At 61.2% G+C, this 14,642-nt stretch carries 9 protein-coding genes and 1 pseudogene; 9 read left to right on the top strand and 1 reads right to left on the bottom strand.

Annotated elements, in window-relative coordinates; translation table 11 throughout:
• Positions 1 to 148 precede the first annotated feature (148 nt).
• The 5 genes and pseudogenes from GKKCFE_RS01675 to accC all read left to right on the top strand — a co-directional run bounded on the left by GKKCFE_RS01675 (position 149) and on the right by accC (position 6,701).
• Entirely contained in the window at positions 149 to 1,819 is a 1,671-nt protein-coding gene (locus GKKCFE_RS01675; protein ID WP_047227393.1) for a GGDEF domain-containing response regulator, read from the top strand.
• A gap of 1,492 nt (positions 1,820 to 3,311) precedes the next feature.
• Positions 3,312 to 3,818: pseudogene (locus tag GKKCFE_RS01670) on the top strand (methyl-accepting chemotaxis protein); the annotation flags it as partial.
• A 547-nt stretch (positions 3,819 to 4,365) separates the two neighbouring features.
• Positions 4,366 to 4,818, top strand: a complete 453-nt coding sequence (gene aroQ / locus GKKCFE_RS01665; protein WP_018605716.1) for a type II 3-dehydroquinate dehydratase — start codon at positions 4,366 to 4,368, stop codon at positions 4,816 to 4,818.
• A 48-nt stretch (positions 4,819 to 4,866) separates the two neighbouring features.
• A complete protein-coding gene (gene accB, locus GKKCFE_RS01660; protein ID WP_445577418.1) occupies positions 4,867 to 5,328 on the top strand; it encodes an acetyl-CoA carboxylase biotin carboxyl carrier protein in 462 nt (153 codons plus the stop codon).
• A 17-nt stretch (positions 5,329 to 5,345) separates the two neighbouring features.
• Positions 5,346 to 6,701: an acetyl-CoA carboxylase biotin carboxylase subunit gene (gene accC, locus GKKCFE_RS01655; protein ID WP_047227390.1), complete on the top strand. Its 1,356-nt coding sequence runs from the start codon at positions 5,346 to 5,348 to the stop codon at positions 6,699 to 6,701.
• Between the two features lie 81 nt (positions 6,702 to 6,782).
• On the opposite strand, the gene GKKCFE_RS01650 is transcribed toward accC, so the two are convergent.
• On the bottom strand, positions 6,783 to 10,964 hold the full coding sequence (locus tag GKKCFE_RS01650) for a dermonecrotic toxin domain-containing protein (protein WP_445577417.1): 4,182 nt from the start codon (positions 10,962 to 10,964) through the stop codon (positions 6,783 to 6,785).
• On the opposite strand from GKKCFE_RS01650, the gene prmA reads away from it, so the two are divergent.
• The 4 genes from prmA (at position 10,950) to fis (ending at position 14,604) form a co-directional block, all read left to right on the top strand.
• Positions 10,950 to 11,828: a 50S ribosomal protein L11 methyltransferase gene (gene prmA, locus GKKCFE_RS01645; RefSeq protein ID WP_047227388.1), complete on the top strand. Its 879-nt coding sequence runs from the start codon at positions 10,950 to 10,952 to the stop codon at positions 11,826 to 11,828. The two genes, GKKCFE_RS01650 and prmA, sit on opposite strands and share 15 nt — an antisense overlap.
• Positions 11,829 to 11,858: 30 nt before the next feature.
• Positions 11,859 to 13,094 (top strand): DUF3426 domain-containing protein, encoded by a 1,236-nt coding sequence (locus GKKCFE_RS01640; RefSeq protein ID WP_288911130.1) that lies wholly within the window; start codon positions 11,859 to 11,861, stop codon positions 13,092 to 13,094.
• A 185-nt stretch (positions 13,095 to 13,279) separates the two neighbouring features.
• Positions 13,280 to 14,287 carry a tRNA dihydrouridine synthase DusB gene (gene dusB, locus GKKCFE_RS01635; protein ID WP_445577416.1) on the top strand — a complete coding sequence of 336 codons (1,008 nt, stop codon included), beginning with the start codon at positions 13,280 to 13,282 and terminating at the stop codon, positions 14,285 to 14,287.
• On the top strand, positions 14,284 to 14,604 hold the full coding sequence (fis, locus tag GKKCFE_RS01630; protein WP_025211617.1) for a DNA-binding transcriptional regulator Fis: 321 nt from the start codon (positions 14,284 to 14,286) through the stop codon (positions 14,602 to 14,604). Before dusB ends, fis begins: the two co-directional genes overlap by 4 nt.
• Positions 14,605 to 14,642 lie beyond the last annotated feature (38 nt).

Below are 14,642 nucleotides of genomic sequence, written 5' to 3'. Positions count from 1 at the left end.
CTGTCACCAGCCTACGAAACTGACCGGTCATAAACTGAATACCCTCCCAAGACAGATTATTGACGTATGACACTCATGCGAATGAAAAGAGGTGCTAGCATAGAGCCACCAGTCGATCTCAGCATGCACCCTAACTAGTAGTCAGGATATGACCGAGCCAGAAGACCCCAGCCGTGAGCGCCTCAAGCACCACTTTGCCCAGCGGGTAATTCACCAGGCTCGTCAGATCCTGGAGATCTGGCAGCGCCTGCAACGCAGTGAATGGTCAGGCGTCGACCTGTCGGAGCTCAGCGAAGCCAACCTGCGTTTGCTGCGCTTTGCCGAGCGCTTCGAGCAACCGGAGCATTGCCAGCTCGCCCAGGGCATCAGTCAATCGCTGCAAGCGGTGGAAGCCAATCGCGGGCGTCTGAGCAGCCACCTGATCACTGAAATCAATCGACTGATGCAGCGCCTGTCCCGCACCGGCCTGCGCCATGGCGATCAGCTCGAACAGACCTTCCTGCCGCCGCTGCGCAAACCCATCTACGTGATGTTGCAGGACCATGACCGCGCCGAGCGGCTGGCCAAGCAGTTGGAGTTCTTCGGCCTCAGCGCCCAGGCGCTCGACAGCGTGGCGGCGTTTCGGGCTTCGATGGTCGAGCGCCTGCCGGCCGCGATTGTCATGGACGTGGACTTCAGCGGCCCCGGCATCGGCCTGAAACTGGCCGCCGAAGCCCAGGAAGGCCTGGAGCAGCCGTTGCCGCTCTTGTTCTTCAGCCTGCTGGAAACCGACACGCCGACACGCCTGGCGGCGGTGCGCGCCGGCGGGCAGGAGTTCCTCACCGGCACCCTGGAAGCTTCGAGCCTGCTGGAAAAGATCGAAGTGCTGACCTGCGTTGCCCAGTACGAACCCTACAAAGTGCTGATCATTGATGACTCCCGTGCCCAGGCCCTGCACACCGAGCGCCTGCTCAACAGCGCCGGTATCGTCACCCGCACGCTGATCGAACCGATCCAGGCCATGGCCGAGCTGGCGGATTTCCAGCCTGATCTGATCATCCTCGACATGTACATGCCCGCCTGCACCGGCACGGAGCTGGCGAAGGTGATCCGCCACAATGACCGCTATGTCAGCGTGCCGATCATTTACCTGTCCGCCGAAGACGACCTGGACAAACAGCTCGACGCCATGAGTGAAGGCGGCGACGACTTCCTGACCAAACCGATCAAACCCCGGCACCTGATCACCACCGTGCGCAATCGCGCGGCCCGGGCGCGCAACCTCAAGGCGCGGATGGTCCGCGACAGCCTCACCGGTCTTTACAACCACACCCATATCCTGCAATTGCTCGAAGACTGCTGCTTCCGCGCTCGCCGCGAAGGCAAGCCGTTGAGCTTTGCCATGCTGGACATCGACCATTTCAAACGGGTCAACGACAGCCACGGCCACCCCATGGGCGACCGGGTGATCAAAAGCCTGGCGCTGTTTCTCAAGCAGCGTCTGCGCAAGACCGACTTCATCGGCCGTTACGGCGGTGAAGAGTTCGCCATCGTCATGCCAGACACGGATATCGATGCGGCCTACAAGGTACTGGATGAAATCCGCCAGCGTTTTGCCGAAATTCACTACCCGGCGCAGCCCCAGGACCTGTGGTGCACCTTCAGCGCGGGCGTGGTGCAGATGAGCGAAGAGTCCGACAGCCTGATGATGGCCAGCCAGGCGGACGAAGCGCTGTACCGCGCCAAGCACGCAGGGCGCAATCGGGTACAAAGCGCGCGGCAATCAAAGCAAAGTGCCACCTTTTCATCGGAATCCACCGATTCAGTCATAAACCTGTAACCCAAACGCAATAACTTCAAGCACTTACGATTCTGCCCTTGGTAGACCCTTGATGCGCCTGAAGCTGCTGACCAATCTCAATACCCTTCTTTTAGTTGCCGTGTGCCTTGGCCTGGCTTGCACCCTGTGGTGGTCGCAAATCGCCCTGGAGCGCCCCTATCTGTTGATGGAGCGCTACCTGAGCCTGTCGCGGCAGTTCCAGGGCGAGGTGGCGCGCAACATCGAAGATTACCTGGCCAGCGGCGACGCCTTGCGCCTCAGCGCAGCGACCCAGTCCATTGATACCTTGCAAAAGGACCTGGACCAATTTCCGCCCGAGTTGGCCAAGAGCTTGCGCCCAAGCCTGTCCAGCCTCGACGGCTTCAGCAAGACCGATCTGCTGGCCGCCGGTAAGCTGGCGGGCGATCCGCAAGCCCTGCTGTTGCAGGCCGAACGGGAACTGAGCGCGAGCCTGGACCGCCTTGCGCAATACGCCAATGGCGCCCCGGCCTACCTGCCGCCGTTGTTCGCCGCTTCGCAACATCTGGGCCGACTGTCCCTCGCCCGGGACAAACTGGTCAGCAGCGGACGCAGCGAATTGGCCGCCGATGTCGAACGGGAACTGCAGAGCATCCGCACACAAGCCGAGAGCCTCGACAGCCTGCCGCTGCTGGGCGTGACAGCCAGCAACGAAGCGCAGGGCGATGATTTCGCTGCGCTGATGGGCTTGCAGACCCAGGAAGAAACCGTCGCCGAAGACGCCGGCATCGCCCTCAAGCGCGAACTCAACAGCCTGCTCGGCCGCTACCCTGCCGAACTGGGGCGCACTCGCGCATTGATCCAGAAGCGCACAGAACTGAGCAGCGCCACGCACTTGAAAATCGCCGATGTGCAACAGGCGATCGATGCCATGGAGTCGGCGGTTCGCGCCCAACATGGCCAGATCCAGGGCGAAGTTCGGCTGATTCAGGGATTGATGATCGGCCTAATCCTGCTGATCGCATTGCTCATCGACACCTTGCAGCGGCGCCTGGCCCGGACTTTGACGAATCTGGCACCCGCCCTGTCGACTTGGGCCGAAGGGGATTTCAGCCGCGACATTCATGTGGGCGCCAGCAACCGCGAGTTACAAGACATCCAGGCCTCGCTCAATCGCTTGCGGGCGTATCTGGTGGATCTGGTCGGCACCATTCGCCTGAATGCCGAGCAGGTCGCTGGCAGCAGCCGGGCACTGGCCGAGCTGAGTGGAGAATTGCACAGCGGCGCCGAGCACCAGGCCGGTGACACGGCGCTGATTCGCGACTCTCTCAGCGAACTGGAAGCGACCATTCAACAAGTAGCCGGTGACGCCAGCCAGGCCGCCGACGCCAGCCGTAGCGCCGGGCATGCTGTGGAGCAAGGGCAGAAAGTCATCGGCCTGAGCCTCACCGGCCTGCATGCGCTGGTGGGCGAAGTGCAAGGCAACGCACAAATGATCGAACAACTGGCCGAGGAATCGGCCACCATCGGCGGCGTGCTGACAGTGATTCGCTCGATTGCCGATCAGACCAACCTGCTGGCCCTCAACGCCGCCATCGAAGCCGCACGCGCCGGAGACATGGGAAGAGGTTTCGCGGTGGTGGCCGAAGAAGTCCGCTCCCTGGCCCAACGCACGGCGGGCGCCACTGCCGAGATCCAGGAACTGATCGCCCGCCTGCAACTGGCCGCGCGCCAGTCGGTGGACGGCATGCGCGCCCAGGTCGAACACGCCGAAGCCACCGCCAACCAGGCACAAGCGGCGGACGGCGCACTGGATAAAATCGTCGGGGCCATCCAGACCATTTCCGAAACCGCAGTGCGCATCGCCGACGTCACCGCCCAACAAAGCGGCGCCGTCAGCGAAATCCGCGATCACAGTGAGCGGATTCATCAACTGGGTGGGGATAATCTGCTGCGCATTGGTCAGGGGCGGGAACAGGGCGACAACCTGCTGGTGCTCGGTGGGCGCTTGCACACGGCAGTTCAGGCATTTCGGGTTTAAGCAGCACAGATCCCCTGTGGGAGCGGGCTCGCTCGCGATTGCAGTGGGTCAGCTTGCAGAAATATTGAATCTATCGCCGCCATCGCGAGCAGGCTCGCTCCCACACGGGTTTCGGGTTATTCCCAACATTGATGTTCACCACAGATCCCTGTGGGAGCGGGCTTGCTCGCGATAGCGGTGGGTCAGCTTGCATCAGTGTTGAATGTGCCGCCGCCATCGCGAGCAAGCTCGCTCCCACGCGGGTTTCGGGTTATTCCCAACCTTGATGTTCACCACAGCCCCCCTGTGGGAGCGAGCTTGCTCGCGATTGCAGTGGGTCAGCTTGCAGAAATGTTGAATCTATCGCCGCCATCGCGAGCAGGCTCGCTCCCACAGGGTTTAGCGCAGGCATCCCAGGGGCCGGTGACCGGATCTTGGAGCATGGTCACAAATTTCGCGCAAACATCGGTCATCGTGCTGGCTATTGCAGAGAACTGGACAGTCATAAAGGCTTTGCGGCATAGTCGCCGGGTTCTGACACCTGCTCACAGATAACAAGGAACAGCAGATGGCGACCCTATTGGTCCTGCACGGACCCAACCTGAACCTGCTGGGCACCCGCGAACCGGGCGTCTACGGGGCCGTGACACTGGCCCAGATCAACCAGGACCTGGAACAGCGGGCCCGCAATGCCGGCCATCATTTGCTCTACCTGCAAAGCAACGCCGAATATGAATTGATCGACCGCATCCATGCCGCGCGTGGCGAAGGTGTGGACTTCATTTTGATCAATCCCGCTGCTTTTACGCACACAAGCGTCGCATTACGTGACGCGCTGCTGGCAGTGAGCATCCCATTCATCGAAGTGCATTTGTCCAACGTGCACAAACGCGAACCTTTCCGCCATCACTCCTACTTCTCCGATGTAGCGGTGGGAGTGATCTGCGGCCTTGGCGCCAGCGGTTACCGACTGGCTCTGGAGGCCGCCCTAGAGCAGCTTGAAAAACAGGCAACAGCTTGAACAACAAGCGTTAAACGCCCCTGACCGACCCTTGGGAGTTGATGATTCATGGATATCCGTAAAGTTAAGAAACTGATCGAATTGCTGGAAGAGTCCGGCATCGACGAGCTCGAGATCAAGGAAGGCGAAGAGTCCGTACGCATCAGCCGTCACAGCAAGACCCCGGCCCAGCAGTTCTACGCGCCAGCACCGATGCAGGCTCCAGCCGCCGCGCCTGCTCCGACAGCAGCGCCAGTTGCCGCCGCTCCAGCAGCACCTGCCGCGCCAACGCTCAACGGCACCGTGGCCCGTTCGCCAATGGTAGGCACGTTCTATCGCAAGTCTTCCCCGTCCTCGCCGTCCTTCGTTGAAGTCGGCCAGACCGTGAAGAAAGGCGACACCCTGTGCATCGTCGAAGCCATGAAGATGATGAACCACATCGAAGCTGAAACCAGCGGTGTGATCGAATCCATCCTCGTTGAAGACGGCCAGCCGGTTGAGTACGACCAACCGCTGTTCACCATCGTTTGAACCGCGGAGAGCCTTTGATGACTGCGAAGTTGGAAAAAGTTCTGATCGCTAACCGCGGTGAGATCGCCCTGCGGATTCTGCGTGCCTGCAAAGAGATGGGCATCAAGACCGTCGCCGTTTACTCCAAGGCCGACAAAGAACTGATGCACCTGGGCCTGGCGGACGAATCCGTCTGCATCGGTCCGGCGTCGGCTGCGCACTCTTACCTGCACATCCCGGCGATCATCGCCGCCGCTGAAGTGACCGGCGCCACCGCCATTCACCCTGGCTACGGTTTCCTGGCGGAAAACGCCGACTTCGCCGAACAGGTCGAAAACTCCGGTTTTGCCTTCATTGGTCCGAAAGCCGACACCATCCGCCTGATGGGCGACAAGGTATCGGCCAAGCACGCCATGATCGCCGCCGGCGTACCTACCGTTCCAGGTTCCGACGGCCCGCTGCCTGAAGACGAAGAAACCGCCCTGCGCATTGGCCGCGAAGTCGGCTATCCGGTGATCATCAAGGCTGCCGGTGGTGGCGGTGGTCGCGGCATGCGTGTGGTACACAAGGAAGAAGACCTGATTTCCTCGGCGAAACTGACCCGCTCCGAAGCGGGCGCGGCGTTCGGCAACCCGATGGTCTATCTGGAAAAGTTCCTGACCAACCCGCGTCACGTCGAAGTCCAGGTGCTGTCCGACGGCCAGGGCCAGGCCATCCATCTGGGCGACCGCGATTGCTCGCTGCAACGTCGTCACCAGAAGGTCCTCGAAGAAGCACCGGCACCGGGCATCGACGAGCAGGCTCGCGCGGAAGTCCTGGCACGCTGCGTCAAGGCCTGTATCGACATCGGCTACCGCGGCGCCGGCACCTTCGAGTTCCTCTACGAGAACGGTCGTTTCTACTTCATCGAAATGAACACCCGTGTTCAGGTGGAGCACCCGGTTTCGGAAATGGTCACTGGTATCGACATCGTCAAGGAGATGCTCAGCATCGCCGCCGGCAACAAACTGTCGTTCACCCAGGATGACGTGGTGATCCGCGGCCACTCGCTGGAATGCCGGATCAACGCCGAAGACCCGAAAACCTTCATGCCAAGCCCAGGCACGGTCAAGCATTTCCATGCTCCGGGCGGCAATGGCGTTCGCGTCGACTCGCACCTGTACAGCGGTTATGCGGTTCCGCCGAACTATGACTCGTTGATCGGCAAGCTGATCACCTACGGCGCAACCCGTGACGAAGCCATGGCGCGCATGCGCAATGCGCTGGACGAAATCGTGGTGGACGGGATCAAGACCAACATCCCGCTGCACCGCGACCTGGTCCGCGACGAAGGCTTCTGCAAAGGTGGCGTCAACATCCATTACCTGGAACACAAGCTGGCTGATCAGGCTTGATGTCCCGAGTGATGTAAAAAAGACCCCGGTCCATTGGCCGGGGTCTTTTTTTGCCTGTCTTTCACAATGGCGGCGAATGACTCAGCTCAGCGCTACCGTAGGGAGTGCCTGTGCTTCGATCTGCGCCCTCGTCGCCGCCCTGCCCTGCTGGGTGCGAACGCTACCGTTGGCATTGGCTACCAACGGCTCACTACGCAAGCGCGTCATGAACCCACGCGCACGCACCGACACCGGGTCGGAACTCTGTTTCGCCCTCGCCAGCACCGGTATGTAGTAGCGCTCAACCTGACTCTGTGATGTCTTGAACACCGACGTCACCCCAGTGCGCAGATCCAGCGACACACCATAGGTATTACCGAAGCAGGAAGAATACGACCAGTGATCCCAGGTTGGCTGCAGCCCCTGGCGCCTCATCACCGATCTGACCGGCTCGCCAATATCAGCGCCTGTCAGCCAATCGCCGCCCACCAGAATGGCGCGAATATCCTTCGCTGCCCCTCCCAAACGCTGCTTCACTTCGCGAACACTGCGCTCGATCAGTGCGCGGATGTTGTGATCAAAATGAATGACCGCCCCGACCTTGGTGGTCGGGTTGTACAAGGAAGCGATCACGCATGTCTGGGCGTTCAGGGAGAACAGATAGTTGTCTGCCGCCGTCTCGCTGAACCTGGCGACCACCGCCTCGCCCTGCAACGCGCCCCGCGCCACGTCCGGGAAGACATGCCCGGGAAACGCTTCGCGAAGATCGCTCACTCGCCCAAGGTTACGCACATCATCATTGCCGCCACTCATTCCAACGGGTTTACGCGCCCACTTGCCATCCGCCATCCTGTACACAGGCGGTTTGTAAAAGGCGCCGGGATAACGGGCATCCACCAGGCACAGACCATCGAAGTAGATATTCCCCCTCACCTGGTAGTACCTGCCCTTGTCGAGTATGTAGAAAGCATTTCGCGGCTGCGTAGCGCTGGACGGGCTGAGATAGGTGCCTTTGAAAGCCCCCTCGGTCACCTGCTGCAAATTCTTCGGCGTTTCCCTGACCGCCTGTTTCGGATCGAAACGGATAGGCTGGATCAGCGGCCCGCTCTCCCTGGCAGCGACTGATGTCACCTGCCTCAGGCGCTGAGCGGCCAAGGACATGGGCCTTACGGCGAGCTTCAGACTCCTGACAGCCTGACCGAGCAGCCGGGTCATGCTCATTGCCCCAAGCATGCCGAACAACGCGCCCCAGGTCGCTTGCAGCCAATGGCCGAGGGCGCGATCGGTATCGCCCTGCCCATGCGCCTCGATCGCCTGCCTGGAACTGAGGGCAATGAAGCCGGCATCCAGCAAAAGGGCAAAGGGCGGGTAAACCATGCACACCGGCGCGGAGGCGAAGAGCAGGCCCTTGAGCACCTGATCCCTGATCACCTCGCCGCGACTTTTCGTGACATCTTCCACGTCCGTGACAGCGCGCTCGATGTAGGCATCGAACTGCGACGAGATATCCATCACCCGATTGAGTTCGCGCAATACATCGAGGCCACGGGGCGTGGTCGCCAAAGCCGTCAGCGAGCGCCTTACCGCGGCACGAGCACCAACGGCCACCCGCTCCAGTACGTAATCACGCAGGCGTGCGGCGACCGCCCCGGGGAAGTCCTGGTATGGGCGAAACGTGACGCCGTCGGGAGCGTCGGGCGTGTACAGCCAATAGGCGCCTTTGGGATCAAAGTAGGCAAAGACATAGACGCCCAATACCACATGACCGCCGACGGTAAACCGGATCAGACCTTCGCGCTGCACCACCGCCTGCGAACTCACTGAGCCGATCACCGGCGTCGACTCACTCAGCAGCGTGATTTGCCGGGTGAGCCACCAGAACTCACGGGCGTTCAACAAGGACTTGCCCGTCGCGATCCGCAGGTCGCGATCCATCCGGGTCAGCAACAGGTTGCGGTAGGCATTACGCCGCTTGGTGTATTCGGCAGCGCTGGCATCGAGGAACCTGGCGCGGATCTGCCGCGCATACTGCTCGCCCACGTAGGCCCGCCGGATGTAGGCCGCCAGCTCCGCACTGCGAACCTGCCCCAGGTCCTGCCCGATCGATGAGCGCACGCCTTTTCTGGGGTTGTCGATGCCCGAGTTGTCGTCATACCCATGGATGGCCAGCTCCAGCAAGCTGGCAACCTGGGTCTTGCCACTCGCCAGACCGGGTGTGTAGTCGATGAGCACCGTGGCAGGATCGACCGGTTCCTGCACCCCCTTGCTACGCATGTACGGTGCGATGGCTTGGGTGACGGTACGTTTGGCGAAGTCCACAAAGACCTCATAGCCGGCGATCTGCTCGTTGAAGACCTGCTGATGAACCTGAAGCTCCTGGCTCAAACTGCTGATGATGCGTCGGGAGTCAAGCGGCAGGGCCGCGTACCACCGGGGCGATTCGTCCTGCTCAACCTGCGCCAGGTTGTTGGCCAGGCCCATTGCAACAGACGCCTCAAGGCAGGCTTTGAAGGCCATCGCAGTGCTCCTGAGGTCTTTGTTCAGATCCCATGCCGTCGGCTTGTCCGCCACGCCGGCAAAGTACTCCCGAGCCACATCACGCCCGGCTGCAGAGAGTTGTTGCAACAGGTATTCGCGACCCGCTTCGCTTTCAATCCAGGCGCCTATCTCTGCATTCACGGACCGAAGCGAGGGCAACTCGATCCACTCCTGCCCATCTGGCTTGCCGGGGGCGTACAACAACAGATCACTGACCTCGCCCGACCGGTCCTCGCGGTAGAACAACAGAAGATCGGAACACTTCAGTGCGTTTGGAAGCGCAAGGCAGGCCACACGCCAGGCACTGGCCGATTGCGCCGACGTCTCGTTTGCCCATAAGGTTTTGAGCGCCTCGTGATGGCTCACCTTCAAATGGCCCGCACAACGTGCCACGAACGCGCTTTGCTCCAGGCGCGCCACGAACCAATCGAGCATGGCGTCCTTCAGGTCTGCCCGGCCATATTGGCTGACCAATGCTGCCCCATACCCAGCGGGGGCATCCACGTCTGCCAGCAGTTGGGTAATGAACGCCGGCGAAAGAGGCTGGTTGCGCAGCATGGCGCCATTTTCCACCAGGAACACCGATATAGCGTCCGATCTTATCGGACCTGCCGCCAGCAATTCGCTCAGGCTATGGGTCTGCACCGGCTGGTCAATGATCCCTCGCCACTGCAACTGCACTCGAATGCCGTCAGGCTCGACTTCCATGTCCAGTTCACGCCTGACATAGTCCCTGGCCAGCCGCCGGGCAAACGCCTGCAGCGAGCCCAGGCCGTCGAGCAGCTCATCCACCAGCGCCTGCGCCTGCGAGGTCCGTGCCTCAAAAGCCTTCAACTGTTTACGCTCGACTTCACTCAGCGCCTTCAGCCAGCCAGGCAATTGCCCCCCAGCGATTGCCTGAAGACTCCGCCGTTCCTGAGCGGTTGCCAACGAGGTGATCTGGTTAGTGAGACGCCAGTGCGCCTGAAGGTTTTCAAGCTTCTCCCTCAGCTCATCGACGTCCACCCCCGCCAGTTGCTCCGGCTGGAAAATCCTATCGATCCGGGCCAGGTATTCAGCGAGCCTGTGCTTGATCACCTCCTCAAGAGAGGCGTCGCTCCCGGCCATGCGCCAGTGACGTTGCAGATAGTCTTTGTAGTGATGGGTAAAGCCCGCAGCGCTTGCTTCCACCACCTGCACGATGACTTCCCGACGCTCAGCCGCAAACCCCGGATCAGTCCCGCCGGGCCAGCGATAAGGAGCATCCTGTTCTTCATCAAAAGCCACCGGCGTCTGGTCGATCATCCGTTGCAGCACCGCATCGAGCAGGGTGCCGATGAAGTATGGATCGATGTTGCCCTGGTAATAATGGGTGCGCAGTTGGACCAGCAGGTACTCTTCCAGCACCTCCAGCAAGGGCATCTGAGCGTGTAATCGCTGGTCGATAGCCGCCTGCCAACGTGCCAACTTCTCCAGAATGACTTGTGCTGTTTCCGCCTGCGGGGAAGAGACCGTCCCCGCGCCGCTCGTGTTGCTGTGCCGTTCGGCAGTGTTGTCCATCACATTCCTCCCTGTTGTGTGGACCCGCACCTTATCCGTCCTGCATTGCCCCCATGTCATACATATATATATCGAAACACCACGCCGGCGGCACGAGACTCGCTTATCCACTTTGATGGCGACCTGGCGTACACTGCGCGCCTTTGCAGCCCTGCGCTGCCTCCTGTAGATTTTTTTCCAAAGGTGCCCGCCATGCCTTGGCTGCAAGTACGTCTGGCCATCAGCCCGGAACAAGCCGAAACCTACGAAGACGCGTTTCTTGAAGTAGGCGCCGTATCGGTAACCTTCATGGACGCCGAAGACCAGCCGATCTTCGAGCCGGAACTCAATACCACGCCGTTATGGTCCCACACTCACCTGCTGGCCCTTTTCGAAGGTGGCACCGAGCCGGCCAGCGTGCTGGCACATCTGGAGCTGCTCACCGGCAGCCCGTTGCCCGAGCATCACAGCGAAGTGATCGAAGACCAGGATTGGGAACGCAGCTGGATGGATAACTTCCAGCCGATGCGCTTCGGTCAGCGCCTGTGGATCGTGCCGAGCTGGCATGCCGCGCCGCAGCCGGATGCGGTGAACCTGCTGCTGGACCCAGGGCTGGCGTTCGGCACTGGCACTCACCCGACCACCGCGCTGTGCCTGGAATGGCTCGACGGCCAGGACCTTAAAGACTGTAACGTGCTCGACTTCGGCTGCGGCTCGGGGATCCTGGCCATTGCCGCGCTGCTGTTGGGCGCCAAGGAAGCGGTCGGCACCGACATCGACGTCCAGGCCCTGGAAGCCTCCCGCGACAACGCCGGGCGCAACAACATTGCCCCAGAGCTGTTCCCCCTGTACTTGCCGCAAGACCTGCCACAGGTTCAGGCCGACGTACTGGTGGCCAACATCCTGGCCGGTCCGCTGGTGTCCCTGGCGCCGCAGTTGTCGAGCCTGGTCAAGCCGGGCGGACGCCTGGCGCTGTCGGGCATCCTGGCCGAACAGGGTGAAGAAGTCGCTGCGGCCTATGCCGCGGACTTTGATCTGGACCCCATTGCCAATCGCGATGGCTGGGTGCGCATCACCGGTCGTCGGCGCTAGAATGGCCGCCTGTATCAACCGGATTGCCGCATGACTGACAGTTTCGTCACCCAGTGCCCGCATTGCCACACCAGTTTTCGCGTCAGCCATACTCAATTGAGCGTGGCCCGCGGGGTGGTTCGCTGTGGCTCGTGCCTGCAAGTGTTCAATGCCGCACGGCAATTGCTGGAACAGCATACTGCCAAGGAAACCGTCACGCCCCTGGCACCGCCAATCAAGACGCCCGCCGCCGAATCCCCGCCCCGTGCGATCAGCCAGAAACAATGGACCGCCGCCGAGCTGGACCTCGATGATCTGGACAAGGAACTGGCTCGACTGGAGCGCCGTGACAAGCGTGCGCCGGATACCTTCGGCCGCCGTCGTGAAGACAACCTGAGCGCGCAACGCGACCCGCTCTCGAACGATCAGGAGCCTTGGTCCGACAGCCTGTACAGCGAATCCGCCAGCGAGCGCGACGAAACGGCCCTACAAACCCCGGTCGAACCGTTCGAGCCCCATGAACCGGCCCGCCCACCGCGCACCGAACCGTCCTTGTCCTTGCCCCTGACCCTGGAACCGCTGGAACCGGACGACGAGCCGGTCACCCCGCTACGCCTGGAGCCGGACGACGAGCCCCACGAACACCTGGAAAGTCTGTCTGCCAGCGATGATCACGACGAAGCACCGTTGCAAGCGGTGCCGACGCGCAAGGCACGCGAGCGCCATGAACCCGGATTACGCGCCGAGGCCCTTCAGGACCTGGATGACGATCCGCTGCAACTGGACTGGCGCAAGCGTCGCTCGCCCTGGGGCCGGCGTTTGCTGTGGGGCCTGTTGATCCTGTTCGCCGCCGCGGCCCTGGCCGGCCAGTACATCGCCTACCACTTCGAAGAACTGGCCCGTCAGGATCAGTATCGCCCGTGGTTCCTGCAGATTTGCCCGACCATCGGCTGCGACGTGCCGTCCAAGGTCGACATCGGCAAAATCAAAAGCAGTAACCTGGTGGTGCGCAGCCATCCGGAGTTCAGCGGCGCCCTGGTGGTGGACGCAATCATCTACAACCGTGCGCCGTTCTCCCAGCCTTTCCCGCTGCTGGAGCTGCGTTTCGCCGACCTCAACGGGCATCTGATCGCCAGTCGCCGTTTCAAGCCCGGTGAATATCTGGGCGGCGATGTCGAAGGCCTGGGGGAAATGCCGCCGCAGACGCCCATTCATATTGCCCTGGATATCCTCGACCCGGGACCTAAAGCGGTGAACTACAGCCTGAGCTTTCATTCACCAGAGTGATGCACACCAGGGCCGGGCGATTGGCGACAGCTTTCTGACTCAGCGCACCCGAACCAAACCGCTGGCGATAACAAAATAGCTGTTCAGATTTTATCCAATTCGACCTTTATCCAGTCATCGAGAGCGGGTATCATGCCAACCCTTTTTCGAAGTCTCATGATCCGGCCCCACTTCAGGGAAGTCCTATGTCGGCGGTACGCATCGGCCCATATACATTACAGAACGGCCTGGTTCTCGCCCCAATGGCGGGCGTCACCGACCAGCCCTTTCGTCAGCTGTGCAAGCGACTGGGCGCCGGGCTTGTAGTTTCGGAAATGGTCAGCAGCGACATGAGTTTGTGGAACACCCGCAAATCGCGTCTGCGCATGATCCACGAAGGCGATCCCGAGCCCCGCTCGGTGCAGATCGCCGGTGGCGATGCCCAGATGCTGGCGCAGGCGGCCCGGGCCAATGTCGAGCTGGGGGCACAGATCATCGACATCAACATGGGCTGTCCGGCGAAGAAGGTCTGCAACAAGGCTGCAGGCTCGGCACTGTTGAAGGATGAAGCACTGGTCACCGAGATCCTGCAGGCGGTCGTCGCCGCAGTCGATGTGCCGGTGACCCTGAAGATCCGCACCGGCTGGGACCGGGAGAACAAGAACGGCCTGACGGTGGCGAAGATCGCCGAACAGGCAGGCATCACGGCGTTGGCGGTGCATGGCCGCACCCGTGCCGACCTGTACACCGGCGAGGCCGAGTACGACACCATTGCCGCGATCAAGCAGGCGGTGTCGATGCCGGTCTTTGCCAACGGCGATGTCGACTCGCCCGAAAAGGCCCGGTACGTGCTGGACGCGACGGGTGCCGACGGGTTGTTGATCGGCCGGGCTGCCCAGGGGCGGCCATGGATTTTTCGTGAAATCGAACACTTCCTGCGCACCAGCGAAAAGCTCGCTGCGCCGCAACTGTCCGAGGTGGAACGTATTCTGCTAGAGCATCTGGCCGCGCTGCATGCCTTCTACGGAGAAGTCATGGGTGTACGCATCGCTCGCAAGCATGTGGGCTGGTATCTCGCAACCCTGCCGGGCGCCAGGGAGTTTCGCGCCCGTTTCAATCGTTTGGATGGTACGCAAGCACAATGCGCCGACGTTCAGGCGTTCTTCGCTGAGCGTTACAAGAGCCTGACAGGGGACGAAGGGGTGGCCGCATGACGATGATGACCGAGACTTTAGTGAGTGGAATAACACCCGTGAGCGACAACGTAAATTTGAAACAGCACCTCAATACGCCCAGCGAAGAAGGTCAGACCCTTCGCGGGAGTGTCGAGAAGGCGCTGCACAATTATTTCGCCCACCTTGAGGGCGCTGCCGTCACGGATGTGTACAACCTGGTGCTTTCGGAAGTCGAGGCACCTCTGCTCGAGAGCGTGATGAACTACGTCAAGGGCAACCAGACCAAGGCCAGTGAGCTGCTGGGCCTGAACCGCGGCACCCTGCGCAAGAAACTCAAGCAGTACGATCTGCTGTAAGCATTCAATCAAACCAGAAAGGCGCCCGCGTAAAAAAC

Source organism: Pseudomonas sp. E141, assembly GCF_052659885.1.
Note: the sequence above shows the minus strand (reverse complement) of the source record. Positions and strands in the feature narration are given on the sequence as shown.

Excerpts from the sequence above, each read along its gene's own strand:
- GKKCFE_RS01675 (WP_047227393.1), top strand. The coding sequence starts at position 149 with ATGACCGAGCCAGAAGACCCCAGCCGTGAGCGCCTCAAGCACCACTTT.
- aroQ (WP_018605716.1), top strand. The coding sequence starts at position 4,366 with ATGGCGACCCTATTGGTCCTGCACGGACCCAACCTGAACCTGCTGGGC.
- accB (WP_445577418.1), top strand. The coding sequence starts at position 4,867 with ATGGATATCCGTAAAGTTAAGAAACTGATCGAATTGCTGGAAGAGTCC.
- accC (WP_047227390.1), top strand. The coding sequence starts at position 5,346 with ATGACTGCGAAGTTGGAAAAAGTTCTGATCGCTAACCGCGGTGAGATC.
- prmA (WP_047227388.1), top strand. The coding sequence starts at position 10,950 with ATGCCTTGGCTGCAAGTACGTCTGGCCATCAGCCCGGAACAAGCCGAA.
- GKKCFE_RS01640 (WP_288911130.1), top strand. The coding sequence starts at position 11,859 with ATGACTGACAGTTTCGTCACCCAGTGCCCGCATTGCCACACCAGTTTT.
- dusB (WP_445577416.1), top strand. The coding sequence starts at position 13,280 with ATGTCGGCGGTACGCATCGGCCCATATACATTACAGAACGGCCTGGTT.
- fis (WP_025211617.1), top strand. The coding sequence starts at position 14,284 with ATGACGATGATGACCGAGACTTTAGTGAGTGGAATAACACCCGTGAGC.